This window comes from Lentzea rhizosphaerae, assembly GCF_042649515.1.
GTDB classification, from domain to species: Bacteria; Actinomycetota; Actinomycetes; order Mycobacteriales; family Pseudonocardiaceae; genus Lentzea; species Lentzea aerocolonigenes.
In genome coordinates this window covers 32,341-57,072 of record NZ_JBHRZI010000007.1, presented here as the reverse complement: position 1 = coordinate 57,072, position 24,732 = coordinate 32,341, and the positions used below count along the sequence as shown (strand labels likewise).

The window sequence follows — 24,732 nt, the reverse complement described above, 5'->3', positions numbered from 1 at the left end:
AGGATCGACGTGGACCGGCAACTGGCGCCAGTTCGGGCGCTTCTCACGGACGGCTCGATCGTCGAGGTGCGCGAGCTCGGACCGGGTGACGTGACGACGTTGCTGGACCTGCACCAGTCGCTCCCGACGGAGGACAAGTACCTCAGGTTCTTCAGCACCTCGCCGCGGCAGCTCGAGGACTTCGTGCAGCGGATGGTGTCCCCCGACGAGCCGCAGCACGTGGTGCTGGGGGCGTTGCGAGAGGGGCGACTGCTCGGGGCGGCCAGTTACGTGGTGACGGACGATCCCGAGTCTGCCGAGGTCGCGCTGGTCGTGTCGCACGCCGAGCAGGCGCACGGGGTCGGCACGCTGCTGCTCGAACACCTGGCTTCACTGGCTCGAGGTCGCGGCGTCCGGCGGTTCACGGCCGAGGTGCTCACGATGAACTTCCGGATGCTGAGGGTGTTCACCGACATGGGTCTGGTGTGGACGGTCGTTCCGGACGGCGACGTCGTCCACGTCGACCTCGGCCTCGAACCCTGCGAGCGCTACCTCGACGCGGTCGCCGAACGCGAGGCGAAGGCGGACGTGGCGAGCCTGACCCACGTCCTGCGGCCGGGGTCGATCGCCGTGGTGGGAGCGAGCCGGTCACCGGACTCGGTGGGCCACGCCGTGCTGCGCAACCTCGTCGACGGCAACTTCACCGGAGACCTGTACGCGGTCAACCCGCATGCCAGTTCGGTCGCGCACGTGGACTGCTACAGCTCGGTGACCGCTCTGCCGGAGACCCCGGAGCTCGCGGTGCTCTGCGTGCCGGCGAAGGCCGTGCCCGGTGTCGCTGAGGAGTGTGGTCGCCGAGGCGTCCGCGCATTGGTCGTCATCTCGTCCGGAGTCGACGCCGAGGAGCTCATGAAACCCGTTCGCGCACATGGGATGCGTCTCGTGGGTCCGAACTGCCTCGGTGTGTCGACGAGCTCGCCCGCAGTGCGGATGAACGCCACGTTCGCCGCGCACGACACGCTCGCGGGCGACATCGGGCTGGTCACCCAGTCCGGCGGTGTCGCGATCGCCGTCCAGGAGGAGCTGCGCAGGCTCGGCCTCGGATTGTCCGGACTGGTCTCCACCGGCGACAAGCTCGACATCAGCAGCAACGACCTGCTGATGTGGTGGAAGAAGGACCCGGAGACGCGGGTCGTCGCGCTGTACCTGGAGTCGTTCGGCAACCCGCGCAAGTTCTCCCGGCTGGCACGGGAGCTCGCGCAGGACAAGCCGGTGATCGCGATTCGGGCGGCGAGCAGCGAGGCCGGGCAACGGGCCGCCGCCTCGCACACCGCGTCGACGGCGACGCCCTCGGTCACCAGGGACGCGTTGTTCCGGCAGGCGGGCGTGATCACGGTCGACGGCGTGCCGGAACTGGTCGACGTCGTGCTGGCGTTGCGGCAACCCGTACCGGGCGGCAGGTCGGTCGCCGTGCTGAGCAACGCGGGCGGCCTCGGTGTGCTGGCCGCGGACGCGTGCGTCCGCAACGGTCTGCGGATGGCCGAGCTGTCCCCTGCGACCACGGACTTGTTGAGGCGCTTGCTCCCAGCGGTGGCGAGCACGCACAACCCGGTCGACACGACCGCGGTCGTGGACGAGGAGACGTTCGCCCGCTGCCTCGACGTGGTCGGCGCCGACCCCGCCGTCGGAGCGGTGATCACCGTGACCGTGCCGACCGCGCTCGGCGACCCCACCGGTGGCGTGCACAGGCTCACCGGCAAGCCGGTGCTCGCCGTGCGCACCGGTCAGACCGAACGGCTCGCGGACGACGTGCCCTGTTACGCCGAACCTGCCCGCGCCGCCGCCGCGCTGGCCCGCCTGGCGGACCGCGCCGAGTGGCTCGACCGGCCGCAGGAGTTCACGCGAGCCGGCGATGCCGACCTGCAGACCGCGCAGGGCGTCGTCGCCCGCAACCAGGAGGGCTGGCTGCCACCGGACGAGGTCGTGCGCCTGCTCAAGGCGTTCGGGCTGCCCGTGCTGGGCGGAACCCTGACGACCACGGAGGAGCACGCGGTGGCAGCACAACGCGCCTACGACGGCCCGGTTGCGATGAAAGCGGTGGCGGACGACCTGCTGCACAAGAGCAAAGGCGGCGGAGTGGTGCTCGGCGTCGACGGCGAGGCCTCGGTGGCGGAGGTGTTCCGCGCCTTCCAGGACCGCTTCGGCGACCGTCTGCGCGGTGTGTTCGTGCAGCCGATGGCGGCGGGTGAGCGGGAACTCCTCGTCGGAGTCGTCACCGACGACAAGTTCGGTCCGCTCGTCGTCACCGGGCTGGGTGGCGTCGAAACCGACCTGATCGACGACCGTGCCGCCGCGCTCGCTCCACTGTCGACTGCGGACGCTGATGACCTGATGCGCGGCTACCGAGCCGCCGGAGCGGTGCTCGCGGAGACCGATGAAGCCGCAGTGCGAGACGTGCTGCTGCGCGTGGCGGATCTCGCGGCTGCACTGCCCGAGATCACCGAGCTCGACATCAACCCGCTCGTCGTGACGAGCACCGGCTGCGTGGTGGTCGACGCCAGGGTTCGCGTCGCCCCCGCACGACCGACCGACCCGTTTCTGCGGCAACTGAGGAGGACGACATGAGCACGACAACAAACCCCGTCGTGGTGGGAGTGGACGGAACCCCGGCGTCGAACAACGCACTCCGGTGGGCGATGGACGAGGCGGTCGTGCGCGGCTGCCCGCTGCACGTCGTCAACGCCTGGAACTACGAGCCCATGGCCGACTGGCGGGAGAACACCGTGCAGCAGGCCGAGGCCGAGTCGGAGGCCCTGATCGACGAGGCGGTGCGTGCGGCGTCGGAGGGACTCACCGAGCTGCCCGAGATCGTCCGGCGCAGCCTGCGGGGCTACGCGGCGGAGGTGCTCGAGAAGGCGTCGGAGGGCGCCGCACTCCTGGTCGTCGCCTCGCACACCGGCCACTGGATGCGTCAGATCGTGCTGGGTTCGACGAGCATGCACGTGGTGCGGCACGCCCGCTCGCCGATCGTCGTGATCCCGGTGACCGATCGCGAGCCGGCGGAGGCGGCCCGATGAAGGTGAGGGACGTGGTGATCGGGCCGCTCGTGACGGTCGGGCCGCGTGACTTCGCCCGTCACGCCGAGGGCCTCATGGACGACTCCGGCCTCACCGTGCTGCCGGTGTCCGACCACGGAGTGTTCCGCGGCGTGGTGACGAAGGCCGCCTGCGCGGGCGTGACGTGCAAGGTCCAGGACGTGATGTCGCAACCCGTCCTGACCGCCGGCCCGGAGATGGAGGCGGCCACGCTGTACGACGCGATGACCCTGCGCGAGGTGCTCAGCGTGCCGATCCTGGAGGACGGCCGGATCCTCGGCGTGGTCACGCGGCGCGACGTCCTGCGGGCGATCAGCCACGAGGACCCACATCTTCGAGTTGGTCATGCCGGTTCCCACGGCTGACCGCGAGGACGTCGCGCATCACGGGTTGCCGGTGCCCGAGGTCGTGGTGCTCGCGGAGACCGACCAGGAGGCCGGGCTCTCGACGGCGCAGTGGCGGCAGCGGCTCGACGACCTCGGTCCGAACGAGCTGCCGCCGCGGCGTGGACAGCACTGGACGTTGCGACTGCTCGGGCAGCTGCACCACCCGTTGATCTACGTGCTGCTCGCCGCCGCGACGATCACCGCCGCGCTCGGCGAGGTCGTCGACGCCTCCGTGGTGTTCGGCGTGGTCGTGATCAACGCGATCATCGGCTTCGTCCAGGAAGCCCGTGCGGAGAAGGCGCTCGACGCGCTGGTGGCGATGGTGCGCACCGAGGTCACGGTGGTGCGCGACGGTGTGAGCGCTCGCGTCCCGTCGGCCGAGCTCGTGCCCGGCGACGTCGTGCTGCTCGAAGCGGGCGATCAGGTCGGCGCCGATCTCCGGCTGGTGGCGGCGAGGGAGTTGCGCGTCGACGAGTCGGCTTTGACGGGAGAGTCGGTGCCGTCGGCCAAGAACTCGCTCGTGCTGCCGCCGGAGACCGCACTCGCCGACCGCGCCAACATGGCCTACTCCGGCACGCTGGTGACGGCGGGCAGCGGGCGCGGGGTCGTGGTGGCCACCGGTGCGGAGACCGAGATCGGCCGGGTGCACCGGCTGGTGAGCACGACAGCGACCGTGCAGACGCCGCTGACCCGCAAGCTCGCGCACTTCAGCCAGGTGCTGACGTTCGTGATCCTCGGGCTCGCGGCGTTCAGCGTGGTGGTCGGGGTGCTGCGCGGTGAGCCGTTCGCCGAGATGGTCACCGCCGCAGTGGCGTTGGCGGTCGGAGCGATCCCCGAGGGCCTGCCCGCCGCAGTCACCGTGACGCTCGCGATCGGTGTGGCCAGGATGGCACGGCGCAACGCGATCATCCGGCGCCTGCCGGCGGTGGAGACGCTGGGCAGCACCACGATCATCTGCACGGACAAGACCGGGACGCTCACGGCGAACGCGATGACGGTGAACGTCGTGGTGGTCGGAGGAGTGCGGCACGAGGTGTCGGGGATCGGCTACACGCCCACCGGCACCTTCACGCCCGCGGTGACCCCGGCGGTGCGTGAGTGCCTGCTCGCCGGCCTGGCGTGCAACGACGCGCGGATCGTGGAGGAGGACGGACGCTGGTTGCCCGTGGGCGATCCCACGGAGGCCGCACTCGTGGTGGCCGCCCAGAAGATCGGACTGGACTCGTCGGACCTGACTGGACGGGTCGACGTGCTGCCGTTCAGTTCGGAACGGCTGTTCATGGCCACCAGGCACGAGAACGGCGTGATCTACCTGAAGGGCGCCGTCGAGAAGCTGCTCGGCCTCGCGGGACTGCCGCACAGCGCCGAAGCGGACGAGCTGGCTTCCGCCGGGCTGCGCGTTCTCGCGATTGGCCGTGCCACCGGGGTCGAGATGACCGAGGAAGCCCTGCGCGGCAACGTGCGGCTGCTCGGTCTCGTCGCCATGCACGACCCCGCCCGGCCCGAGGCGATCGAGGCCGTGCACGCCTGCCAGGCGGCGGGCGTCGAGGTCAAGATGATCACGGGTGACCACCCGGCCACCGCTCGCGCGATCGCCGCCGAGTTCGGCATCGCCGACGTGCACGCCCGTGTCGCCCCGGAGGAGAAACTGCGGCTGGTCAAGCAGTTCCAGGCGGAGGGTCAGGTCGTCGCGATGACCGGCGACGGGGTGAACGACGCACCCGCGTTGCGGCGGGCCGACATCGGCGTCGCGATGGGCCGCGGCGGCACGGAGGTCGCCAAGCAGGCGGCCGACATGGTGCTCACCGACGACAACTTCGCGTCGATCCGCGCGGCCGTCGAGGAAGGCCGCGCAGTGTTCGACAACCTGCGCAAGTTCATCATCTGGACCCTGCCCACCAACATGGCGGAGGGGCTGGTGATCCTCGCCGCGATCCTGCTCGGCGCCGCGTTGCCGATCCTGCCGGTGCAGATCCTCTGGATCAACATGACCACCGCCGTCGCGCTGGGACTGACTCTGGCGTTCGAGCCACGTGAACCGGGCGTGATGAACCGTCCGCCGCTACCGCCTTCGCTTCCGTTGCTCACCCGCAGTCTGGTCGGACGGATCCTGTTCGTGTCGGCGATCCTCCTGGCCTGCTCGTTCGGGGCGTTCCGCTGGCAGCTCTCGGCGGGCGCGTCGCTGGAGGTGGCCCGCACGGTCGCGGTCAACGTGTTCGTCGGCGCCCAGATCGCCTACCTGGCCAACTGCCGGTCCCTGGAACGCATCCGTCCGCGCACCGGTCCGAACAGGTGGCTGCTCGTCGGGGTCGCGCTGACGGTCGGTCTGCAACTGCTGCTCACCTACGCGCCGTTCATGAACTCGTTGTTCCACACAGCTCCGCTCGGCTGGCAGCCGTGGCTGGTCGTGTTCGTGCTGAGCGCGGTGTCGTACGTGCTGGTGGAGCTGGACAAGTGGCGGAGACGCCGATGGACAGGCTGAAGCGGGAACGCACCCAGTGGTACTTCCAGCGCTACGTCGCTCACCTGCCGGCGGCGGGCGAGATCGTGCTGCTGGACCGCAGCTGGTACAACCGCGCCGGTGTCGAGCGTGTGATGGGCTACTGCACTCCGGAGGAGCACCGGCTGTTCCTCCGGCAGTGCCCGGCCTTCGAACGGATGCTCGTCGAGGACGGCATCCTGCTGCGCAAGTGCTGGTTCTCGGTCAGCGACGCCGAGCAGGAACGCCGGTTCCGCAAGCGGCTCGGGGACCCGTTGAAGCGGTGGAAGGCGACGACAAGCGGCGGGCCAGGATCAACATGATCGCCCACCTGCTGACCACGATCGACCACCACGAGGTGACCCCGCCCGAGGTGACGCTGCCGCACCGGCCGCCGTCGCGGGGTTACCAGCGCACCTCTCGCACGTTGCAGCGGGAGTTGCCCGACCGGGCGGGTGAGCTCGATGTCCGGTCCGGCTGATCTCCTGGGCGGCACCGCCGCGGCGCACGCGTCCGCGAACGTCCCGGTCGTCACCGCGGACGACACCGCGGGCGAGGCACTGCGCGGCTTGGCCGGCAGGAAGTTCGAGAGCGCGTCCGTTCTCGCGGTGTGCGACGTCAGTGCGCTCGTCGGGCTGCTCACGATCGAACGGCTGCTCGCCGCCGAGCCGGGGGATCGGATCGGTGACCTCATGGATCCCGCACCACCTGTGGTCCGCCCCGGCGTGGATCAGGAACACGCGGCGTGGCAGGCGGTGCAGCACGCGGAACCCGGCCTGGCCGTCGTGGACGACACGGGCCGGTTCGTCGGTCTGGTGCCACCTCAGCGGCTGCTGACGGTGTTGCTGGAGGAGCACGACGAGGACCTCGCGCGGCTCGGCGGGTTCCTGTCGTCGGCCGCATCGGCTCGCACGGCGTCGACCGAACGCGTGGGCCGACGGCTCTGGCACCGCCTGCCGTGGCTGCTGGTCGGCCTGGTGGGCGCGTTGCTGTCAGCGGTCGTCGTCGGTGCGTACGAGGAAGTGCTGGCACGGCAGGTGCTGGTCGCCTTCTTCGTGCCCGGAGTGGTCTACATCGCCGACGCGATCGGTACCCAGACCGAGGCGCTGGTGATCAGAGGCCTGTCGGTCGGTGTCGGCATCGGGCGGGTCGCGGTGCGTGAGGTGCTCACCGGGATCCTGCTCGGCGCCGCCCTGGCGGCACTGGCGTTTCCGGTGATCCTGCTCGTGTGGGGTGACGCTCAGGTCGCCTGGGCGGTGGCTGCCGCGTTGTTCGCGGCCTCCTCGATCGCGACCGCGGTGGCGATGGCGTTGCCGTGGTTGTTCCACCGGCTGGGGCGTGACCCGGCGTTCGGCTCGGGCCCACTCGCGACGGTGCTGCAGGACCTGCTGTCGGTGCTGATCTACTTCGTGATCGCGACCGCGATCGTGTGATCGGGGAAGAAGCCCTGCGCCGCCGAGAGGCTCGCCCGGCACGCGCGGACGATCTGGCGGGTCGCGGGGGTGTCCGGCGTCCGGCCGCACCTCACGCAACGAACGATCACGTCACCGGTCAGCTCGTCGACGCCGACCGACGCGGTGGAGGAGCAGTCGCGGCACCAGCGGTGGCCGGTGACCTTGATGACGTGGTCGGCTGAGTGCACGCAGTGGTGCAGCCAGCGGCGGTGCAGCCGGCAGGAGACGCGTTCCAGCGGGTTCAGGCCGAGCTCCTCCGCCGCGTCCTCCTCGGCGAGCACAGCGGCGAGCGCACGATCGCGGAGGTCGCCGTAGCGCTGGTCGCCGGCGGCGAGGAGTGGCGTGGTCATGGCGTTCTCCCGGTTTCGAAGGTGTCTCCACACTTCTCCGCGGCCCACGCCGCCAACACCGCACGGGGACTCCTTTCCGACCGAGACCACGGGCTCAGCGGGGTCGAGACGTTGGTCCCTGGGGAGCGGGGCGCCGACCAGGAAATCTTGAGGACGGAGGTGGACCATGACCGCGAAACCGATGTCCAGACTCGTCCATCAGGCCTTCCCGTACCGCAACGAGCTCGCCACGACAGGCGACCGGATCGAGAGCACGGTGCTCGTGCTGGGCGTCGCGGTCGCGATGCTGGCCGTTCCGGTCGCCGCCGCGGCCGGTTCCGACATCTTCGCTTCGCAACGCGAGCGCGTCGCCGTCGAGCAGGTGGTCAAGACCCGTGCCGTGGCGATCCTCGTCGAGGACGGTCCAGGCACGATCGGATCCAGCGAGCGGGGTGGCGTCGTCGAGACGGTGCCCGTGCTCGCGAGGTGGCGCCTGCCCGACGGAAGTGCCCGGCAGGGAACCGTCCCGGTGCACTACGACGCCAAGGCCGGGGCCACCGTGTCGATCTGGGTCGACCGGAGCGGGGGCGTGACCGAGCCTCCGATCACCACCGCGGGCGCCGCGATCGACGCGATCGTGCTCGCCCTGCTCCTGTGGAGCGCGGCCGCCGGCTCGATGGCGTTGCTGTACCTCGCCACGAGGTTCGCGCACAAGAAGTTCCGCTCGAGGCAGTGGGCCACAGAGTGGAAGCGGATCGCGCCGGAGTGGACGGGCAGGTGAGCCGTGACCGTTCCCATCGGACACACGAACACGGTTGTCGTCGGCCTGGACGGGTCGGAGTGCGCGCTGGACGCGGTTCGCTGGGCGGCGGCCGAGGCGGCGCGCCGGACCGCGACCCTGCGACTTGTGCACGCGGAGCTGCCGTTGCCCGCTGAGGCCCTGGACCGGTCGGGCGCCGCACGGCAGGCGTTGCACGAGGAAGCGATGCTGTGGGTGCAGACCGCCATCTTGGCGGTGGACGAGGTCGCCCCCGGCGTGGACGTCCAGGTGCGCGTCGAGGTCGGCTCTGCCGCCCGGTTGCTGGAGGAGGAATCGGCGACCGCGGCGGTGGTCGTGGTCGGCTCACGCGGCCTCGGCGGGTTCGCCGGCCTGGTGCTCGGCTCGGTCGCGGTGGCGTTGTCGTGCCACGCGAAGTGCCCTGTTGTCGTGATGAGAGGCGACGACGCGGCGCCGGACGGACCGGTCGTCGTCGGGGTCAACGGCGCACCGGAGAACTGGTACGTCGTCGACCGGGCGTTCGAGGAGGCCGAGGCACGCGGCACCGAACTGGTGGCCGTGCACGCCTGGCGACCGCCGCTGGGGACGGCGAGGATCGCCGAGTCCGTCGGCGTCGTGTGGTCCGAGCTCGACACCGTGCGCGAGGCGAAGGTGGCCCAGCGGCTGGAGGCGTGCGCGGACCGGCATCCCGGCGTGGAGGTCAAGCGGCACGTCGTGCACGGCTCGGCGGCGCACCGGCTCCTGGAGTTCGCCGAGGGCGCGAGCCTGCTCGTCGTGGGCGCACGCGGCACCGGAGGCCTCACCGGCATGGTGCTCGGTTCGACGAGCCAGGCGCTCGTCCGGCACGCGCCGTGCCCTGTGCTCCTGGTCCGGCCTGGGCTCGCCGAACAGATCGAGCACGCCTGAGCAGGTAGCCGCGTTCCTGTTCCTGTTGGCGCGAAAAGCACGTTCGGGCCATCTAGCGGCCCGAACGTGCTTTTCGCGCNNCCCCCCCCAAAACCGGGGCAGCTAGGTTGCGGACGGGGATTCTGGCCGGGTGATCAGCGCCGGCCGAACGACGGGAACGGGGCACCGCGGGTGCGGTGCCCCGTTTCGCGTTGTGGTCACTTGAGCCAGGGGTTCGCCCGGACGAACGGGAGGGCGGACCACCACTGGGCCAGACTCCAGATGGCGCCGGAAGCCGTTGTCGCAACGACGATGAGCACCAGCGCGTACACGATGTGGTAGTCGATGACGGGGTTGGTGGACATCGTCGCCTCGCCGGCGGAGTTGTGCTGCGCGAGCGGCCATTCCGCTGCCCACATCAGCAGCATCATCAGCGTGCCGGTGACGGCCGCGACGCGCAGGCCGATGCCGAGCACGAGCGCGACACCGATCGCGAGCAGCCCGACCATGAAGAGCGTGTCGGCCCACCAGGCGCCTGCCCAGTCGCGGAACGTCGACTGGAACGGTCCCACGTCGACGCGGCCGAGGAAGCCCTTGGTGGGTGAGCCTCCGGAGAACCAGGCGTTCTTGGACTGCGTCGCGTAGCCGAGGCCGAACGCCTTGTCGAAGAAGGCCCAGAGGAACAGCAGGCCGGTCGCGATGCGCAGCACCGCGAGTGACATCGCGCCCGTGTCCGCGCGGGTCCGGACAGGAACATGAACAGCAGACATCGTTACCTCCCAGGTGTTTCGTCCTGACTACGAGCTTCACGTGTGGGCGGTGGCGCACCCAGGGTCCTTGGGACCGCGCCGGATGAGCCTGTTGGCGGTGCACTCGGTCGCAGCCTCATCGCGCGGCGACCAGGTGCTGGGCGATCTTGTACGCCCACAGGTCGATCGCGTCCCAGTCGCGGTAGTCGCCCGCCATCGGACCGTTCGCCATCTTCTTGGCGAGGAAGCCGACAGCGGTCTGGCCGGTGAGGCGGCCACCGAAGGTGAACGGCTGGTCCGCGCCGATGCGGGTGGCGAGTTCCTGCACCTTGCGCGGCGCCTTCTGCGCGGAGAGGTCGGTGCCGAGCGGACCGCTGTGGAACAGCCACACCGGACGCCTGGCGAGCAGATCCGCGTTCCGCTTCAACAGCTTCACCGCTTCTGGACGCCACCGGCCGGCGTAGAGCGCACTGCCGAGAACAACGGCCTTGTAGTCCGCGACAGAGCCGACGTCCGCGGCATCGAGCACGGTCACCTCGTGCGAGGCGGCGCGAATGCGCGCCGCGATCGCCTCGGCGATCTCCTTCGTACCGCCCATCTTGGTCGCGTATGCGACGAGAATCTCGGTCATACCAACACTTTCGCGCCGTCGATCCAGGTGGGACAGGGTCGTTGGGCTCGCCTGGGCAGGGACACCCGCTACCAGTGCGCCGGGCTTCAGCCCGGTGGTGAAGGCCCGCGCGGAAGGCCGGTCGCGGCCGAGTCGCGGAAGTACGAGCCTGACCGGAGGCGTTGTGTCCGCCAGTGGCGACGCACGGCGTCGTGGAACTCTTGCCGCATCCGGTGGGAGGCTGGCCGGTACGAGCACCCGCAGGAACGGCCATTTGGGCTGCGCGCCATGGGTGGCCGGTTCGGCGACTTCCGCGACTGGGCCGGGATCGAGAGGTGGAGCGCGTCGATCGCCGACGCGCTCGCCGAACTGAGGACGTGACCGCTCAGGGCAGTGTGCGGGCGACGCGGTCCGCGAGGTCCACGGTGCGGTTGGCGTAGCCCCATTCGTTGTCGTACCAGCCCATCACCTTCACGACGTTTCCCTGAACCTTCGTCAGCGACGCGTCGAACACGCACGACGCCGGGTCACCGATGATGTCCCGCGACACGACCGGATCCGTGGTGTAGCGCAGGATTCCCTTGAGATGCCTGGCTGCCGCCTCCTCGAAGGCGCGGTTCACCTGATCCGCGGTGGCCGGCTCGGCGAGCCGGACCGTCAGGTCGGTGAGCGACCCGTCCTCGACCGGGACGCGCACGGCAAGTCCGTCGAGCTTGCCGTCCAGCGCCGGGATGACCTGTCCGATGGCTCGGGCCGCGCCGGTGGAGGTCGGGATGATGTTCACCGCTGCGGAACGCGCCCGGCGCAGATCCTTGTGCGGCCGGTCCAGCAGCGCCTGGTCGCCGGTGTAGCTGTGGATCGTGGTCATGACGCCTTCGACGATGCCGAACGCTTCGTTCAGCACGGCCGCCATCGGGGCCGCGCAGTTGGTGGTGCAGGACGCGTTCGAGATGATGTGGTGTTCGCCAGGCTCGTAGATGTCGTCGTTGACTCCCAGCACGATGGTGGCGTCGACGCCCTTGCCGGGAGCGGTGATGAGGACCTTGCGCGCACCGCGTTCGAGGTGGACGCCGGCCGTTTCCCTGGTGCGGAACCGGCCCGTGGCTTCGATGACGATGTCCACACCGAGCGCGCCCCAGTCGAGTTCCACCGGATCCGCCTCGGCGGTCACCAGGATGCTGTGGTCGTCGACGGTGAGGGTGTTCCCCTCCACGGAGACGTGCCTGCGCCACGGCCCGTAGGTCGAGTCGAAGGCGAGCAGGTGCGCCAGCGTCTCCGGCGTGGTGATGTCGTTGACGGCGACGATCTCGATCGCCGTGTCGTTGCGGTCGATGGCGGCGCGGAGCACGTCCCGCCCGATGCGACCGAACCCGTTGATGGCAACGCGAACCGGCATGAGGATCTCCTACTTGGCTGGGACGGGCAGGGATGCGGGTGCCATCGGCTCCCAGCGAGGGGCCAGGCGCTCTTCGAGCAGCCGCATGGTGGTGTACTCGAGGTCTTCGAGCGGCAGCCGGTGCGGCTCGAACGGGCCGTGGCGGCGCATGTAGTCCATGACCTCGTTGGCCTTGCTGCGGGCCCGGTCGAACGACGGGTCGTCGAACATGTCCCTGGGGCCGATCAGCTTGCCGTCGCGCACCTGGAAGCCGAGCGCGGTGACCCGCGGCGGGCCGTCGAACCGCGCGGGATGAGCCTGTCCGATGGAGACCGGCATCATCGGCGCGTGGTGGGAACCGCGCATGCAACCCGCGACGGTGTGTGGGAAGGCGAACGGTTCCAGGACCTCGCCGACCGCGGGCAGACCGGACTGGGCGCGCACGATCATGACGGGGTCGTCCTTGCCGACGTACTTGCCGGCGATCAGCGACAACCTCTGCGTGGAGGTCGCGGCGGCCTGCTCTCCGAGCGTCTTCGACTGCACGGAGTGGATGACGTACCTGGCCGGTGCGCCGATGTACATCAGCATCTCGTAGAGGTCGGCCGGGCAGTCGAACCAGATCTTCTTCTCCTCGTGCAGGTCGTAGACCTCGAACCGGAAACCCGCGTGCATGTTGGCGTCGATCACCAGACCCGCCGTGTTGAACGGGTCCGCGAACATCTTGTACAGCGGCAGGTTCCACGCACCGGGTTCGGTCTTGTCCGCCAGGAAGCAGATGATCGGCTCGCTGGGGCGTTCGGTGAACTCCAGTTCGGCGTAACCGGGGCCCATGCCGCGGAGGTTGCCGCTGAACGCGTCGGAGAGCAGGTCCTGACCCGCGCCGTAGAGCCCGAGGCGCTTGGCGATCTCGGTGGTGCGCAGGAAGGTGTCCCAGGCGAACGAGTGGATCGGCTCCGCGTCGGCGCCGTGCTCGTGGGTCATGATGAGCGAGATGTCGTCGCCGCAGCTCGCGACCTGGGCGTCGACCAGGAGGTGGTCGCCCACAGCGGTGGCGAGGGCGTCCTGTGCGGCGGCCAGCATGTCGGGGTGCACCGAGGAGTGCCCGACGAAGCCGCCCGTGTCAGCCTTGATGATGCTGAGCGTGATCATGGTGGTCTCCGGGTTCAGCGGTGGGATCGCAGCAGGAGCCGGCGCTCGGCGGATCCGATCGCCGACCGGGCCGCGGGAACGGCGTCGGGGTTCACCGAGATCGACGTGATGCCGAACTCCACGAGCTTCTCCGCGAACTCCGGCTTGTTGGACGGTGCCTGCCCGCACAGCGACGAGGTGATGCCGGCGTCGCGTGCGGCGCCGACGATGCGGCCGATCATGTCGAGCACGGCCGGGTCGGACTCGTCGAACAGGTCCGCGCACAGCTCGGAGTCGCGGTCCACGCCGAGCACGAGCTGGGTGAGGTCGTTGCTGCCGATGGAGACGCCGTCGATGCCGGAGCGCGCGTACTCGGGGATCCAGTACGCCACCGAGGGAACCTCGGCCATGACCCACCGGTGCAGGCCGCGCTGCCGTCCGAGCGGGCTGCGGTCGATCTGCTCCAGGCAGGCGTCGAGCTCCCACTTGGTGCGGACGAACGGGATCATCAGGTGCAGGTTGGGCGTCTGCTCGCGAACCCGTGCGAGTGCCTCGAGCTCGAGGCCGAACAGCATCGGGTCGTCGACGTACCGGTAGCAGCCGCGGTAGCCGATCATCGGGTTGTGCTCGTGCTTCTCGAACTCGTCGCCGCCCTTGAGCTCCCGGAACTCGTTGGTGCGGAAGTCCATGGTGCGGTAGACGACCGGACGGGGAGCGAACGCGTGCGTGATCTGCAGCAGTGACGTGGTCATGGCGTGGAGGAAGTCCTCGGTGCCGCGCTGAGCCAGGAAGCGGCGGGGGTGTTCCGCGTCGAGTGCTTCCGTGAGCATGAACTCCGCCCGCAGCAGGCCGACACCGTCGACGGGCATGGCCGCGACCTCGGCGGCGTGCTCGGGCAGCGCGAGGTTGACGTACACGCGCGTGCCGAGGGCCTCGGTGGCGGGCACCGCCGGGGCGACGATCCGCGGCGCCGTGGTGATGGGGGCCGATCCCGCGCGGACCTCGCCCGCGCTGCCGTCCACGGTGACCTGCTGTCCCTCCTTCAACACCGAGGTGGCGGAGCCGGTGCCGACGACGCACGGCACGCGCAGTTCACGGGCCACGATCGCGGCGTGGCAGGTGATGCCGCCGCCGTCGGTCACGACCGCGGACGCCCTGCGCATCGTGGGCACCCAGTCGGGGTTGGTCATCTCGGCGACGAGGACCTCGCCGTCGCGCAGCCGTGAGCCTTCATCGGGCGAGCGCAGCACCCGGACCCGTCCGGACGCGATGCCGGGAGAGGCGGCCAGACCGGCGACCAGCGGACCGTCCAGTGTCACGGTGGTCTCGGGCAGCGTGGTGATGGGACGTGACTGGACCAGCCAGGTCTTGCCGTCGGCGATGGCCCACTCGGTGTCCTGCGGTTCGCCGTAGTGCCGCTGCACGCGCACGCCCAGTTGCCCGATCGCGACCGCCTCGGCCTCGGTGAGCACCTGCGCGTGGGACTCCTCGGTCGTGAGGTCGATCCGCTGGTCGGCCCCGTCCGGGCCGCGCACGATCTTGTGCGACTTGCGGCCCACGCGAGTGTCCACGAGGGACACCGTGTCTCCGTTGCGGCGCAACACGTAGGTGTCCGGCTCGACCGAGCCGCTCACGACGACCTCGCCCAGGCCGAACGAGGCCTCGACGAGCATCCGGTCGCGCTCACCGGTCGACGGGTCGGCGGTGAACATGACACCGGACCGTTCGGAGTTCACCATCCGCTGCACCACGACGGCGATAGCGGGCTCGTCGGTGATGCCCTGCTCCGCGCGGTAGGCGACCGAGCGCGTGCCGAACAGGGAGACCCAGCAGTCCAGCAACCTGTCGAGCAGGGCGTGTGCGCCGCGGGTGTTGGTGAACGTGCTGTTCATGCCGGCGAACGAGGCTCCGGCGGTGTCTTCTGAGGTGGCCGAGGAACGCACGGCGACGGACTCGTCCTGGCCGAGCTCGCGGTAGGCCTTCAGCACCGCGTGCCGGACGTCGTCGGAGACGCCGGCCTTGCGCACGAGCTCCCGCATCCGCTCGGCGGACTCCGCGAGCAGTTCGGGGGAGGTCGCCCGGTCGAGTGCGATCGCGAGCTCGGTGGCGAGGTCGGCGCGGACCTGGCTCATCGAGTTCAGGAACGCCTCTGCGGTCACGACGAAGCCCGGCGGTACCGGCAGTCCCGCACGGGTGCACTCGCCGAGGTTCGCGCCCTTTCCACCGGCGATGTCCGTGTCGTTCTTGCCGAGGGTGCTGAAGTCGCGGATGTAGCTGCTCATGGCCGCTCCTGCGGGGTGAGGACGTCGATGACGGGACGGCGGGGGGTGGCGGGCAGCGGGTCGGCGTTGAACCCGGCCCAGCCGACGCGGATCACGAGCTGCGGGCAGGTCGAGCCGCCCAGCACGTGGTCGCGGACGAGCTCTCTCGTTTCCACGACCTCCAGCGGCTGGCTGAGCGGGCAGCACGCGAGCCCCGCCGAGGTCGCTTCCAGCAGGACCGCGCTCGTCGCTTCGCCCGCACGCAGGCGAGACAGCTCGTCGTCGGACGAGGTGCTCAGCACGATCAGGGATCCGGCGTCCTCGCTGAGCAGCCGGTTGTCGGTCTGCAGCAGTTCACCCGGTGCGAACTCACGCATCTGGAGGTTCCCGTACTGCCGTGAACCCGCCGGGATGTTCGAGGCCGGCACACCCGCCGAGGCACCGGGATAGACGCCGGTCCACTCGCGGATCTCGGCTCGGTACGCCGGATCGGCCTGCTGCGCGGCGGCGGCGGTGGCGATCGCCATGAGCAGTTCGTCCCGTGCGCGGCCCACCACCTCCTGGGCTTCAACGCCCTCCGCGAGCGCACAGTCCACGAGCTGCCCGAGGATCTCCTGGGGTACCGCCCAGGACGAGAACGCGCGGCGATCGGTGCGCCTGCGCGGAATCGCCGAAGCGAGCGCGACGTTCGACTTGGTGGGTTCGCACGGCTGGAACTCGATCGCAGCGAGGTGGTCGGGCTCTCCCGGGTTCGGCAGCCGGTGAACGACCGCCCGCCATCCGAGTGCCGCCAGCCCCACCCGCAGGTGGTGCAACGCGGCCCCGCAACTGACGACCAGGTCGGCCCCCAAGGGGTCGATCGCCGGCAACGAGCGTGTCCGATCGGCGTACAGGTGCAGACTGTGCTGACCGAGTTCCCAGCGCCACGGCTGGGAGTTGTGCACCGACGGCGCACGGCACGCCAGCGCCACCGCCGCCCGCAGCGTGTTCTCATCCGGCTGACCGCGGTTCATCCGGCTCACCTCCAGGTCGAAGTTCCTGGCTCAAACCTCGCAGCGCCCGGGGACGGGGGTGAGGGGCGTTGGTCCCCTGCGATCCGGGACCGCCGTCCCAGCCCGCCGGCGCCTTTGGCACGTGTCGGGCTGGCTCGCGGGCGGCAACGCTGGAACACACGTGAACGAACGGATCACCGGAGGGTGTGTCATGCGTGAACCGACTGTTTCCTCGCTGATGACGCGTGAGGTGATCAGCGCAGACGTCGAGACCTCGTTCAAGGACCTCGCGCAGCTGCTGGAAGAGAACGGGATCAGCGCTGTTCCCGTGCTCGACGGCGGTTATCCCGTGGGCGTCGTGTCCGAGGCCGACCTGCTGCCGAAGGAGGAGTTCCGCGGCGGCACCACCGACGCACCCGGCCTGTTCGCCGGGCGCGACACCAAGCACCGCTGGGAGCAGGCCTCCGGGCTGACCGCCAGGGACGTGATGACGAGCCCGGTCAAGAGCGTCGAGCCGGACACCCCGGCCAGTGCGGCGGCCAGGGAGCTCGCCAGGACGGGTGTTCGCAGGCTCTTCGTGATGGACCGCGACGGCGCGCTCGTCGGAGTTCTGTCGCGGCGTGACCTGCTGAAGCTCTACCTGCGCGAGGACGACGAGCTGCGCACGACGATCCGCGACGAGATCCTCGGCCGCACGTTGTGGGTCGACCCGGACACGATCGACGTCGAAGTGGCCGACGGCGTGGTCACGTTGCAGGGAAGGCTCGAACGCCAGAGCGAGATCGACATCGCCGACCACCTCGTGCGGTCGCTGCCGGGTGTCGTCGACCTGCAGAACCGGTTGCGGCCGGCGTGGAACGACACGAACCAGCCGCGCCAGACCGAGATCTTCGGCTGAAGGAGCGATCCCATGAGGACTCGAGACGTGATGACGACCGACGTCGTGGTGGTCAGCCCGGACACGGGCGCCCGTGAGGCCGCCAGGCTGCTGGCCGAGCGCGGCTTCACCGCGCTGCCCGTGGTCGACACCGCGGGCACGTTCGTCGGCGTCGTGAGCGAGGTCGAACTGCTGCGCGACCGGCTGCCGCAGGACCCCCGCTGGCTGGTGCACGGTGAACCGCCCGTGCCCCGGCACACGCCCGGTGACGTGGTGGCCCAGGTGATGACCAAGCCGACGGTGACGGTCACGCCGAACACCGACCTGGCCGAGGTGGCCGACCTGATGCTGGAGCACGGTGTGCGCAGTGTGCCGGTCGTGCACGAGGGTCATCTGGCCGGCATCGTGACCCGGCGCGACATGCTGCGCTCGATCAGCCGCGACGACTGGGTGATCGAGGCGGAGGTCCGCCACCGCCTCGGCGTCCTGGGTGCCGCGCACCGGTGGCAGGTCGACGTGAGGCGAGGCAAAGTTTCCATTGTGGACAATCTGAACGACGCGACCGACCGGCACGTCGCCGAGGTGCTGGCCCGTGCGATCGCGGGTGTGACCGACGTGCGCATCACCGCCCCTGAACGGATCTGACCATGGCGAGACGATGGAGCGACCTCACCGAGGCGCAGCGCAGGACCCTGCTGACGATGGGCGTCGTGCAGGTGGCGATGGCCGGTGCGGCGTGGACCGACCTGGCGATGCGGCCCCGTGAGTTCGTGCGCGGCCGCAAGCTCTGGTGGGCACTGGCGATTCTGGTGAACTTCGCCGGACCTCTCGCCTACTTCCGCTGGGGGAGAAGGACATGAACACACGAAGGGCGCCGGTTCACCCCGGCGCCCTTGTTCTTGTCAGGCCTGCAGAACGACTTTCAGCGCTCCACTTTCACCGGCGTTCTCGAACACCTCGTACGCCTGCTCCATCTCGCCGAGCGCGAACCGGTGCGTGATGAACCGCTCCCGTCGATCCGCCCGGCCGCACCAGCTTCGCGCACAGCTCGAACGTCTCCGGCACACCGACCGCCTCGATCGCCACGTCCGCGCCGAGTCCACCGGTCAGCTCGCCGACGACCCGCTCGGCTTCCTCAGCCGTGGCGACCGTCGCACGTACTCGGCCTGCACGCCGTCGACGAGGTGCCCGAGGATCCAGCCCCCGCCGCCGAGGCACTGGCCGTAGCTCCCGGTGCGGCAGTACGACGCCCACAGCTTCGTGGCCGAGAACGCGTCCGGGTTCGACCTCGGGCACGTCGCCCTTGGGGATGTGCAGGTCGGTGCCGCAGATCGTGACCGCGGTCCCGCCAGGAACGGGACCTAGTGCCCGGCACCGACAAGCCCTGGGTCGGTGGGACGCCGTGCACGTCCGGCGCAGGCTGCTCACAGCAAAGTCCACATCGGAGTTGGGAGTGCGTCGTGAGCACAGACATCTCAGGACCAGCTGCCGCGACGCGGCCTGACCCCGGCGCCGGTGCGCCGAAGCCGTCCAGGTTCGGGTTGCCCACCGCGATCGCGCTGGTGGTCGGCTCCGTCATCGGCACGGGCGTGTTCGGCCTTCCCGCCGCGCTCGCGCCGTTCGGTCCGGTCAGCCTGGTGGCGTTCGTGCTCGTCACGATCGGTGCCCTGGCGCTCGCTCTCGCGTTCGGTGCGCTCTCCAAGCGAATCGCGGGTTCCGGTGGTCCCTACGTCTATGCGCGCGACGCCTTCGGTGAGTTCGCCGGCTTCCTCAACGCGTGGTGCTACTGGATCACCGCCTGGGCGGGCAACGCCGCGATCGTCGTCGCGCTGGTCGGCTACGTCGAGGTGTTCGTGAACACGGAGCACAAGGTCGGCTGGTCCATCGTGATCGCTCTGGTGGGTCTGTGGATCCCGGCTCTGGTGAACCTGTCCGGTCTGCGGAACATGGCGGTGACGCAGATCCTCTTCACCGTGCTGAAGATCGTGCCGTTGCTGTTCATGGCGACCGTCGGCGTGTTCTTCGTGAAGTCGGCGAACTTCGGCGCGTTCAACGCGAGCGGCACCTCGATCTGGGGCGCCATCTCGGCTGCCGCGGCCATCGCGCTGTTCAGCTACATCGGCATCGAGACCGCCTCGGTCGCCGCCGGCCGCGTCCGGGACCCCGAGCGCAACGTCGGCCGGGCCACCGTCCTCGGCACCATCGGCTGCGCTGTCATCTACATCCTCGGCACGCTCACCGTCTTCGGCACCGTGCCGAACGCCGCGTTGCGCGACACGAAGGCACCGTTCACCGACGCCGCCAACGCCATCTTCGGCGGCCAGTGGGCAGGGCAGGCCATCGCGATCGCCGCCGTCGTCTCCGGTCTCGGCTGCCTCATCGGCTGGACCCTGATCATCGGCGAGATGCCCATGGCGGCCGCGAAGGACAACCTGTTCCCGAAGGCGTTCCTGCGCACCCGAGGCGACATCCCCAGCTTCGGCATCATCAGCTCGACCGTCCTGGCTTCGGTGCTGGTGGTCGTCAGCTACACCAACTTCGAGCAGGTCTTCACGACGCTCGTGCTGCTGTCGGTGTTCACCGCGGTCGTGCCGTACCTGTTCAGCGCAGCGGCCCAGCTCTTCTGGCTGCTGGTCCGCGGACGCAAGGCCGAGTGGCCGCACCTCCTGCGTGACGGCATCATCTCGGTGCTCGCCCTGGTCTTCTCCTTCTGGGCCCTGGCCGGGAGCGGTTACCAGGCCGTCTACTACGGCGCCGTGTGCCTGCTGCTGGGCGTGCCGCTCTACATCTGGCTCAAGGCCGGCCGCGGCGAGTACGGCGAGGCGAAGTCATGACCCTCGGCGTCCACTCCGAGGTCGGCACGCTCCGCCAGGTCGTCGTGCACCGGCCCGGCCTGGAGCTGTCCCGCCTCACCCCGCGCAACTGCGACGAACTGCTCTTCGACGACGTGCTGTGGGCCTCGAAGGCTCGTGAGGAACACGACCACTTCGCCGATGTCCTGCGCACTCGCGGCATCACCGTGCACCACACCGGAAACCTGCTGGCGGAGACCCTGGCACTGCCGGAAGCCCGCGCGTTCGTCCTCGACCGCGTCTGCACCCCGGAGCTGCTCGGCCCCACGCTGGCCGGCCCGGTGCGCGAGTTCGCCGAGAAGGTCGACGCGCCACAGCTCGCCGAACTGCTCATCGGCGGCATCACCCGCGCAGACCTGTCGCCCCTCGGCGTGCACAGCCTGCGGTGGAGCTCGCTCGGCCTCGACGACTTCGTCCTCCCGCCGCTGCCCAACACGTTGTTCCCGCGCGACAGCTCGGCGTGGATCTACGGCGGCGTGACGATCAACCCCATGGCCAAGCCCGCCCGCCGCCGCGAATCCCTGCACTGCCAGGCCGTCTACCGCTTCCACCCGCTGTTCGCCGACGTCACCTTCCCGACCTACTACGGTGCCGACGACGCCAACCACCAGCCCGCGACGCTGGAAGGCGGCGACATCCTCGTCCTCGGCCGCGGCACCGTGTTGATCGGCATGGGGGAGCGGACCACCCCGATGGGCGTGGAAATCCTCGCACGCGAACTGTTCCGCACCGGCCAGGCGAAGTCCGTGATCGCCGTCCAGCTGCCGCGCTCGCACGCGCTCATGCACCTCGACACGGTCATGACGATGCTCGACCCGGCCACCTTCATCCGCTACCCGGAACTCGATCCGGCTCGGCTGCGCACGTGGCTGATCACCCCGCCGGACCCGATCGAAGTGGTCGAGCGCGCCTCTGCCGGGCTGCGGGTCGAGGAACGCGACTCGGTGTTCGCGACGATCGCCGACCAGCTCGGCCTCGACCGCCTCCGCGTGCTCTGCGCGGCCGAGGACGCACGCGCCGCCGAACGTGAACAGTGGGACGACGCCAACAACTTCCTCGCCCTCGCACCCGGCGTCGTCGTCGGCTACGAGCGCAACACCGTCACCAACACCATGCTCGCCGACCACGGCATCGAGGTCATCGCCATCCCCGGCAACGAACTCGGCCGCGGCCGGGGCGGTGCCCGCTGCATGACCTGCCCGATCCAGCGCGACGGCATCTGAAAGGACCTCCGATGCGACACCCAGGCTCTCTTCTCAAGGAACTCGACCTCACCAAGGACAGGTTCCTCGACCTCGTCTCCCAGGCTCGGGGTCTCAAGCGGGCCAAAGCGTCCGGCACCGAACAGCCACTGCTCACCGGCAAGAACATCGCCCTGGTCTTCGAGAAGAGCTCCACCCGCACCCGTTGCGCGTTCGAAGTCGCGGCCCACGACCAGGGTGCCCACGTCACCTACCTGGACCCGACCGGCTCCCACATGGGCCGCGAGGAGTCCATTCCGGACACCGCGAAGGTCCTCGGCCGCATGTTCGACGGCATCGAGTTCCGCGGCTTCGCCCAGGAGACCGTCGAGGAGCTCGCCGACCACGCTGGCGTCCCCGTCTGGAACGGCCTCACCGACTCCTGGCACCCGACCCAGATGCTCGCCGACGTCCTGACCATGATCGAGAACCACCCCGGCCCGGTCGAGGAGATCAGCTTCGCCTTCGTCGGCGACGGCCACAACAACGTCGCCCGCTCCCTGCTGATCACCGGCGCGCTGCTCGGCATGGACGTCCGCATCGCCGCCCCCACCTCGCTGCAGCCACCCGCCGACGTGATCGACAAAGCGCACGAGCTCGCCATCGCGACCGGCGCCCGCGTCCTCGTCACCGACAACCCGGACGAGGCCGTCCGCGGCGTCGACTTCGTCTACACCGACGTCTGGGTGAGCATGGGCGACTCACCTGAGGTCTGGGAAAGCCGCGTGGAGCTGCTGACGCCCTACCGCGTCACCGCAGAGCTGATGAAGGCCACCGGCAACCCGAACACGAAGTTCCTGCACTGCCTGCCGTCCATCCACGACCGCACCACGACCGTCGGTCGCCGAGTCCACGACCAGTACGGCCTCGACGGCGCCGAAGTCAGCGACGAGGTCTTCTCCTCACCCGCGTCCGTCGTCTTCGACCAGGCCGAGAACCGCCTGCACACCATCAAGGCGGTCATGATCTCCGGATTGGCCTCCTGATGCGCATCGTCGTCGCTCTCGGAGGCAACGCCCTGCTCATGCGAGGCGAACGCGCGGACGCGGCCGTCCAGCTCCACCACGTCGAGGCAGCGGCACGCGCCCTCGCACCACTGGCCGCCGACCACGAACTCGTCATCTGCCACGGCAACGGCCCGCAGATCGGCCTGCTCGCGCTGGAGAGCGAGGCCGATCCGGCGCTGACCCGCCCGTACCCGCTCGACACCCTCGGCGCCGAGACGCAGGGCATGATCGGCTACTGGCTGGCCCAGTCGCTGCGCAACGCGGGAGTCCGCAAACCCGTCCTCGCCGTCGTGACCCAGACCGTCGTCGACGCCGGCGACCCTGCGTTCTCCGCACCCACCAAGTTCATCGGCCCGGTCTACGACCGCGACCGGGCGAACCAGCTGGCCGAGCAGAACGGCTGGACCATGGCAGCGGACGGCCCGCACTGGCGCCGCGTCGTGCCGTCGCCCGAACCTCTGCGGCTCGTCGAACAGGACTCCATCGAGCAGCTGGTGAGTGACGGAACGGTCGTGGTCTGCGCCGGAGGAGGAGGCGCACCGATCGTGGACACGGGCAAGCTGGTCGGCGTCGAGGCCGTGGTGGACAAGGACCTCACGTCCGCGGCACTCGCGATCGCTCTGAGAGCCGACCGCCTGCTCCTGCTCACCGACGTGCCCGCCGTGATGACCGACTTCGGCCTGCCGGACGCCGAACCGTTGCACCACCTCGACCTGGAAGAGCTGGAACACCTGACGTTCCCCGCCGGCTCGATGGGCCCGAAGATCGAGGCGTGCCGCCGGTTCGTCGAGGCGACCGGGTCCACGGCGGCGATCGGCGCGCTCACCGACGCCGAGGCGATCCTGCGCGGCGAGGCCGGGACGACCGTGGGTGTGCGGATCACCGATGCCCCACTGCGAATGGCCCCGTACGAACGGATCCTTCGACCCTGACTTCTCCTCGCTCGCGCCGAGACAGTGACGGGGTGCCTGTCGGCCATCGACGGAGGGGAGAGAAAGGTGCACACGTCACTGCGAAAACTTCTTGCCACTGCCTCGAGTTGGATGTTGGTGGTGTCGATCGCCCACCCCGGGGCCGTTGCCGCCGTTGACGATCCGAACGCGCTGGTTCGTCCGAAGATGATCGCCCTCGAGGTTCCCGGCGGAACGACGGACAGCGATGCGTCGTCCGTCAACCGAAGCGGCACGGTCGTGGGGACCGTGCGGTTCGCGGACGGGACTTCGCGCGCTGCGTTGTGGGACCGCGACGGCCGGTATTCCGCGTTGAGGGTCCCGGCCGGGTTCTCGGCCACGGCGTTCGACATCAGCGACTCGGACGTGGTCACCGGCCAGGTGTGGAACGGCTCGGATCAGCATGCCGTCAGATGGGGAGCTGACGGTGAAATGACTGTGCTGCAATCGTTTGTGGAAGGAATCTACACCTATGTGGGCTCGGTGAACCGGAACGGCATCTGCTTGGGTGAGGCTCGTGCGCTTGACGGCCGGACACACGCGGTGAGATGGGACCAGCGCGGCCGCGTCACGGACCTCGCTCTTCCCCCGGAAGGAAGGTCGAGCATCGCGGGCAACATCAACGATCACGACGTCGCGACCGGCACGGCCTCCGTCACGATCATGGAGTGGGGTCGGGCCGTGGTGTGGGACCGTGATGGCCGAGTCACCGAGTTGCCGACGCTGGGAAACAGCGCCACTGGTAAATGGATCAACAACCACGGGGTCGTGGTCGGCTCCTCCACGATCCCTGAATCCGTGCACTCGCATCCCGTCCGCTGGGAGCGAGACGGCCGCGTGACCGCTCTCGACCTCCCGGCCGGTGGGGAGTTCGGCATCGCGTACGCCGTCAACGACAACAACGTCGCGGTCGGTTTGGTCGACGGCCATGCCGCGAGATGGGACGAGCACGGAAAGCTGGTCTCGCTCGAGGAGCGGCGGAGCATCGCGATGAGGATCAACGGGAGAGGCGTGGCGATCGGCAGCAGCGACAACCCGTCCGGCTCCATTCGGGCAACGCTCTGGGACAGGTCAGGCAGGATGACGGACCTCGGCGTGCTGCCGGGTGACGTGTCCAGCGGCGCGCGGTCGATCAACGACTCCGGTGTCGTCGCCGGCTGGTCCCGTGGATCGACGGGGCGGGCCGTGATCTGGAAGACGAGAACACCGCGGGCTCGGTGGTGAATGGGATGACCCGCGCGACCTTCGAGTTCTCCTGGGCGCAGCACCTGCCGCGTCCAGGAGAACTCGCCGGGCGTGGTT

At 69.7% G+C, this 24,732-nt stretch carries 26 protein-coding genes; 19 read left to right on the top strand and 7 right to left on the bottom strand.

The window, feature by feature from the left end; all coding sequences use genetic code 11:
• Positions 1–9: 9 nt before the first annotated feature.
• Genes ACFOWZ_RS04845 through ACFOWZ_RS04815 form a run of 7 tightly spaced genes read left to right on the top strand, consistent with a single transcriptional unit; the run spans position 10 to position 7,372 of the window.
• Entirely contained in the window at positions 10–2,604 is a 2,595-nt protein-coding gene (locus ACFOWZ_RS04845; protein ID WP_382369317.1) for a bifunctional acetate--CoA ligase family protein/GNAT family N-acetyltransferase, read from the top strand.
• Positions 2,601–3,056 carry a universal stress protein gene (locus tag ACFOWZ_RS04840; protein WP_382369314.1) on the top strand — a complete coding sequence of 152 codons (456 nt, stop codon included), beginning with the start codon at positions 2,601–2,603 and terminating at the stop codon, positions 3,054–3,056. Before ACFOWZ_RS04845 ends, ACFOWZ_RS04840 begins: the two co-directional genes overlap by 4 nt.
• Positions 3,053–3,439 (top strand): CBS domain-containing protein, encoded by a 387-nt coding sequence (locus tag ACFOWZ_RS04835; protein WP_382369311.1) that lies wholly within the window; start codon positions 3,053–3,055, stop codon positions 3,437–3,439. Before ACFOWZ_RS04840 ends, ACFOWZ_RS04835 begins: the two co-directional genes overlap by 4 nt.
• Positions 3,420–5,942 (top strand): HAD-IC family P-type ATPase, encoded by a 2,523-nt coding sequence (locus ACFOWZ_RS04830; protein ID WP_382369308.1) that lies wholly within the window; start codon positions 3,420–3,422, stop codon positions 5,940–5,942. The genes ACFOWZ_RS04835 and ACFOWZ_RS04830 overlap by 20 nt, the downstream gene beginning before the upstream one ends.
• Positions 5,930–6,262 carry a hypothetical protein gene (locus tag ACFOWZ_RS04825; protein ID WP_382369305.1) on the top strand — a complete coding sequence of 111 codons (333 nt, stop codon included), beginning with the start codon at positions 5,930–5,932 and terminating at the stop codon, positions 6,260–6,262. The genes ACFOWZ_RS04830 and ACFOWZ_RS04825 overlap by 13 nt, the downstream gene beginning before the upstream one ends.
• On the top strand, positions 6,259–6,420 hold the full coding sequence (locus ACFOWZ_RS04820) for a hypothetical protein (RefSeq protein ID WP_382369302.1): 162 nt from the start codon (positions 6,259–6,261) through the stop codon (positions 6,418–6,420). Before ACFOWZ_RS04825 ends, ACFOWZ_RS04820 begins: the two co-directional genes overlap by 4 nt.
• Complete coding sequence (locus ACFOWZ_RS04815; RefSeq protein WP_382369299.1) at positions 6,404–7,372, top strand: magnesium transporter; 969 nt, start codon at positions 6,404–6,406, stop codon at positions 7,370–7,372. The genes ACFOWZ_RS04820 and ACFOWZ_RS04815 overlap by 17 nt, the downstream gene beginning before the upstream one ends.
• Here the strand turns inward: ACFOWZ_RS04815 and ACFOWZ_RS04810 are convergent.
• The gene (locus ACFOWZ_RS04810) at positions 7,342–7,743 is read right to left on the bottom strand and encodes a hypothetical protein (protein WP_382369296.1); all 402 of its coding nucleotides are present in this window, start codon (positions 7,741–7,743) and stop codon (positions 7,342–7,344) included. The genes ACFOWZ_RS04815 and ACFOWZ_RS04810 overlap by 31 nt on opposite strands.
• Positions 7,744–7,909: 166 nt before the next feature.
• Here ACFOWZ_RS04810 and ACFOWZ_RS04805 point away from each other — a divergent pair, with 166 nt between their 5' ends.
• Together ACFOWZ_RS04805 and ACFOWZ_RS04800 are read left to right on the top strand one after the other, a co-directional pair.
• Positions 7,910–8,503: an Rv1733c family protein gene (locus tag ACFOWZ_RS04805; RefSeq protein ID WP_382369293.1), complete on the top strand. Its 594-nt coding sequence runs from the start codon at positions 7,910–7,912 to the stop codon at positions 8,501–8,503.
• A 3-nt stretch (positions 8,504–8,506) separates the two neighbouring features.
• Positions 8,507–9,406 carry a universal stress protein gene (locus ACFOWZ_RS04800; protein ID WP_382369290.1) on the top strand — a complete coding sequence of 300 codons (900 nt, stop codon included), beginning with the start codon at positions 8,507–8,509 and terminating at the stop codon, positions 9,404–9,406.
• Positions 9,407–9,603: 197 nt separating this feature from the next.
• Here the strand turns inward: ACFOWZ_RS04800 and ACFOWZ_RS04795 are convergent, their stop codons facing one another.
• The gene (locus ACFOWZ_RS04795; protein WP_382369287.1) at positions 9,604–10,155 is read right to left on the bottom strand and encodes a hypothetical protein; all 552 of its coding nucleotides are present in this window, start codon (positions 10,153–10,155) and stop codon (positions 9,604–9,606) included.
• A 115-nt stretch (positions 10,156–10,270) separates the two neighbouring features.
• Positions 10,271–10,765 carry a flavodoxin domain-containing protein gene (locus ACFOWZ_RS04790; RefSeq protein WP_382369284.1) on the bottom strand — a complete coding sequence of 165 codons (495 nt, stop codon included), beginning with the start codon at positions 10,763–10,765 and terminating at the stop codon, positions 10,271–10,273.
• Between the two features lie 27 nt (positions 10,766–10,792).
• Here ACFOWZ_RS04790 and ACFOWZ_RS04785 point away from each other — a divergent pair, with 27 nt between their 5' ends.
• Positions 10,793–11,125, top strand: a complete 333-nt coding sequence (locus ACFOWZ_RS04785; protein WP_382369281.1) for a hypothetical protein — start codon at positions 10,793–10,795, stop codon at positions 11,123–11,125.
• A gap of 4 nt (positions 11,126–11,129) precedes the next feature.
• Here ACFOWZ_RS04785 and gap read toward each other — a convergent pair whose 3' ends face one another.
• The 4 genes from gap to ACFOWZ_RS04765 are packed head-to-tail and all read right to left on the bottom strand — an operon-like array spanning position 11,130 to position 16,524.
• Entirely contained in the window at positions 11,130–12,140 is a 1,011-nt protein-coding gene (gap, locus tag ACFOWZ_RS04780) for a type I glyceraldehyde-3-phosphate dehydrogenase (protein WP_382369278.1), read from the bottom strand.
• A 9-nt stretch (positions 12,141–12,149) separates the two neighbouring features.
• Complete coding sequence (gene fbp / locus ACFOWZ_RS04775; RefSeq protein ID WP_382369274.1) at positions 12,150–13,271, bottom strand: fructose-1,6-bisphosphate aldolase/phosphatase; 1,122 nt, start codon at positions 13,269–13,271, stop codon at positions 12,150–12,152.
• Between the two features lie 14 nt (positions 13,272–13,285).
• Entirely contained in the window at positions 13,286–15,532 is a 2,247-nt protein-coding gene (gene ppsA, locus ACFOWZ_RS04770) for a phosphoenolpyruvate synthase (protein ID WP_382369271.1), read from the bottom strand.
• Complete coding sequence (locus ACFOWZ_RS04765; protein ID WP_382369268.1) at positions 15,529–16,524, bottom strand: Acg family FMN-binding oxidoreductase; 996 nt, start codon at positions 16,522–16,524, stop codon at positions 15,529–15,531. The genes ppsA and ACFOWZ_RS04765 overlap by 4 nt, the downstream gene beginning before the upstream one ends.
• 190 nt (positions 16,525–16,714) lie before the next feature.
• Between ACFOWZ_RS04765 and ACFOWZ_RS04760 the strand changes: the two genes are divergently transcribed.
• From ACFOWZ_RS04760 to ACFOWZ_RS04720, 9 genes are all read left to right on the top strand, one after another.
• Entirely contained in the window at positions 16,715–17,401 is a 687-nt protein-coding gene (locus ACFOWZ_RS04760) for a CBS domain-containing protein (protein WP_382369265.1), read from the top strand.
• Positions 17,402–17,413: 12 nt separating this feature from the next.
• Entirely contained in the window at positions 17,414–18,025 is a 612-nt protein-coding gene (locus ACFOWZ_RS04755; RefSeq protein WP_382369262.1) for a CBS domain-containing protein, read from the top strand.
• A 2-nt stretch (positions 18,026–18,027) separates the two neighbouring features.
• Positions 18,028–18,240, top strand: a complete 213-nt coding sequence (locus ACFOWZ_RS04750) for a PLDc N-terminal domain-containing protein (RefSeq protein WP_382369259.1) — start codon at positions 18,028–18,030, stop codon at positions 18,238–18,240.
• A 139-nt stretch (positions 18,241–18,379) separates the two neighbouring features.
• Positions 18,380–18,607 (top strand): hypothetical protein, encoded by a 228-nt coding sequence (locus tag ACFOWZ_RS04745; RefSeq protein WP_382369537.1) that lies wholly within the window; start codon positions 18,380–18,382, stop codon positions 18,605–18,607.
• A 233-nt stretch (positions 18,608–18,840) separates the two neighbouring features.
• The gene (locus ACFOWZ_RS04740; protein ID WP_382369256.1) at positions 18,841–20,214 is read left to right on the top strand and encodes an APC family permease; all 1,374 of its coding nucleotides are present in this window, start codon (positions 18,841–18,843) and stop codon (positions 20,212–20,214) included.
• Positions 20,211–21,455, top strand: a complete 1,245-nt coding sequence (locus ACFOWZ_RS04735; RefSeq protein ID WP_382369253.1) for an arginine deiminase — start codon at positions 20,211–20,213, stop codon at positions 21,453–21,455. Before ACFOWZ_RS04740 ends, ACFOWZ_RS04735 begins: the two co-directional genes overlap by 4 nt.
• A gap of 11 nt (positions 21,456–21,466) precedes the next feature.
• A complete protein-coding gene (gene argF / locus ACFOWZ_RS04730) occupies positions 21,467–22,459 on the top strand; it encodes an ornithine carbamoyltransferase (protein WP_382369250.1) in 993 nt (330 codons plus the stop codon).
• Complete coding sequence (locus tag ACFOWZ_RS04725) at positions 22,459–23,412, top strand: carbamate kinase (protein WP_382369247.1); 954 nt, start codon at positions 22,459–22,461, stop codon at positions 23,410–23,412. Before argF ends, ACFOWZ_RS04725 begins: the two co-directional genes overlap by 1 nt.
• A 186-nt stretch (positions 23,413–23,598) precedes the next feature.
• The gene (locus tag ACFOWZ_RS04720) at positions 23,599–24,654 is read left to right on the top strand and encodes a hypothetical protein (RefSeq protein WP_382369244.1); all 1,056 of its coding nucleotides are present in this window, start codon (positions 23,599–23,601) and stop codon (positions 24,652–24,654) included.
• Positions 24,655–24,732: the final 78 nt, after the last annotated feature.